This window comes from Burkholderia sp. Ac-20379, assembly GCF_017104645.1.
Classification (GTDB): Bacteria; Pseudomonadota; Gammaproteobacteria; order Burkholderiales; family Burkholderiaceae; genus Burkholderia.
In genome coordinates this window covers 1-1,599 of sequence record NZ_JAAGPF010000674.1, presented here as the reverse complement: position 1 = coordinate 1,599, position 1,599 = coordinate 1, and the positions used below count along the sequence as shown (strand labels likewise).

1 protein-coding gene and 1 pseudogene are annotated in these 1,599 nt (G+C 71.5%); one reads left to right on the top strand and one right to left on the bottom strand.

Annotated features, from left to right (window positions below; genetic code table 11):
• Positions 1-444, top strand: a pseudogene (locus G3N92_RS33850) (ADP-heptose--LPS heptosyltransferase); the annotation flags it as partial.
• A 21-nt stretch (positions 445-465) separates the two neighbouring features.
• Here G3N92_RS33850 and G3N92_RS33845 read toward each other — a convergent pair.
• Positions 466-1,479: a helix-turn-helix domain-containing protein gene (locus G3N92_RS33845; RefSeq protein ID WP_339385892.1), complete on the bottom strand. Its 1,014-nt coding sequence runs from the start codon at positions 1,477-1,479 to the stop codon at positions 466-468.
• Positions 1,480-1,599 lie beyond the last annotated feature (120 nt).

Sequence of the window (1,599 nt, the reverse complement as noted above, 5' to 3'; positions counted from 1 at the left end):
GCCAGCACGCCGCTGCGCAGCATCCCGCCCGCGCGGCGCGCGGCGCTCGTCGACCGCATTGCGCAACGCTACGGGCTGCCGGTGCTCGGCTTCGGGCCGGTCGATCACCGCGCGTATGCGGACGTGCGCGCGCTGTCGCCCGATACGGCGGCCTATCTGGCGTGGGTGCGCGGCGCGTCGGTGCTGGTCGGCGCCGATTCCTCGGCGATCCACGTGGCGGACGGCTTCGACGTGCCCACGCTGGCCTGCTTCACGAGCATCGCGCCCGAGTTGCGCGTGCGCGACTATCCGCATTGCCGGCCGGTGGCGGTACCGGTGCCGCCCGCGCTGCACGACCGGCACGCGAGCGACGATCCGTCCGACATCGCCGCCGTGGAAGCCGCCTATCGCGCGCTCGACTGGGATGCGCTGGACTGGCCGCCGGCGCGCGACGGCGGCGCCTAGCCAGCCGATCGCTTGCACCGCTCAAACCGCTCCCACCGAGCCCCCAGCCTCGCCGCCCTCCCGCAGCGCCTCCGACGGCCGCATGCCGAACATGCGCCGGTAATCGGTGGCGAACTGGCTCAGATGCCAGAAGCCCCACGCGGCGGCCACGTCCTGCACCGAGCCGGCCGCGCGGCCGCACAGATCGCGCCGCGCGCCGTTCAGGCGCAGCGCCCGCAGGTAGGTGGCGGGAGCCATGCCGAGCACATCCTGGAAGCAGTTCTGCAAGGTGCGGCGGCTCACGTGAAGCTGCTCGCACAGCTCGGGCACGCCGATCGGCCGGCTGCGGTGCGCAAGCACGTAATCGCGCGCCAGCGCGACGATGCGGCGGCGACGTTGCGGATGCAGGCCGTCGGCCTCGCCGCCGGCATCCGGCCCCGCGCACGCGTCGAACAGCGCCGCCAGCACGTCCGCCTGCAGATCGTCGCGCTCGCATTCGGACAACGCCGCGCGCGGCGTGGCCGCATCGTCGAAACGTACGGCCAGCAGCGCGCGCAGCCGCGCAAGCTGCGCCGCGCCGGCCTGTAGCACGGGCGGCCCCTGCGTTTGCAGCCGCGCCTCGAAGCCGGCGTGCCCCACCTGCTCGACCTGCTCGGCATAGCGGCGCAGCACGTCGCCACGCACCACCACGCCGTAGATCGAGAACGCGGCCGGCGTCAGCAACTCGAATTCGACGTTGCCGGGGCGGCAGGCGAAACCGTCGGCCACGATCGGCCGCGCGTCGATCCGCGCGCTGCCGTCGGGCCTGGCCGGGATGCCGAACCAGTACGCGTCGCCGCGCACCTCGCAGCCCTGCCGCAGCGTGTGGCTGGTGGTTTCGCGGAACAGCTTCATGGTGTCGAGCGGCAGCTCGGTCAGCGTGCCGGCGAAGCGTCCGGCCGCGAGCTGGTCGTAGGTCTGGCGCCAGCCGATCAGGTTGCGCGCCTGCTCGTCGGCGTCGTGCGCGACGCTGACCACGGCGCGGCCCGCCGGCAGATCCGTAGATCGTAAGAGCACACGTCTTAACTCCAGTCCCCATAGAGTATCTCGTATTCCGTCTTCTTCTTTAAAAAAAAAACGTAACGTGCTGAGGTACTCTGGCAGCCAGTGCTGACTACACGCATCTCGATCGTCACC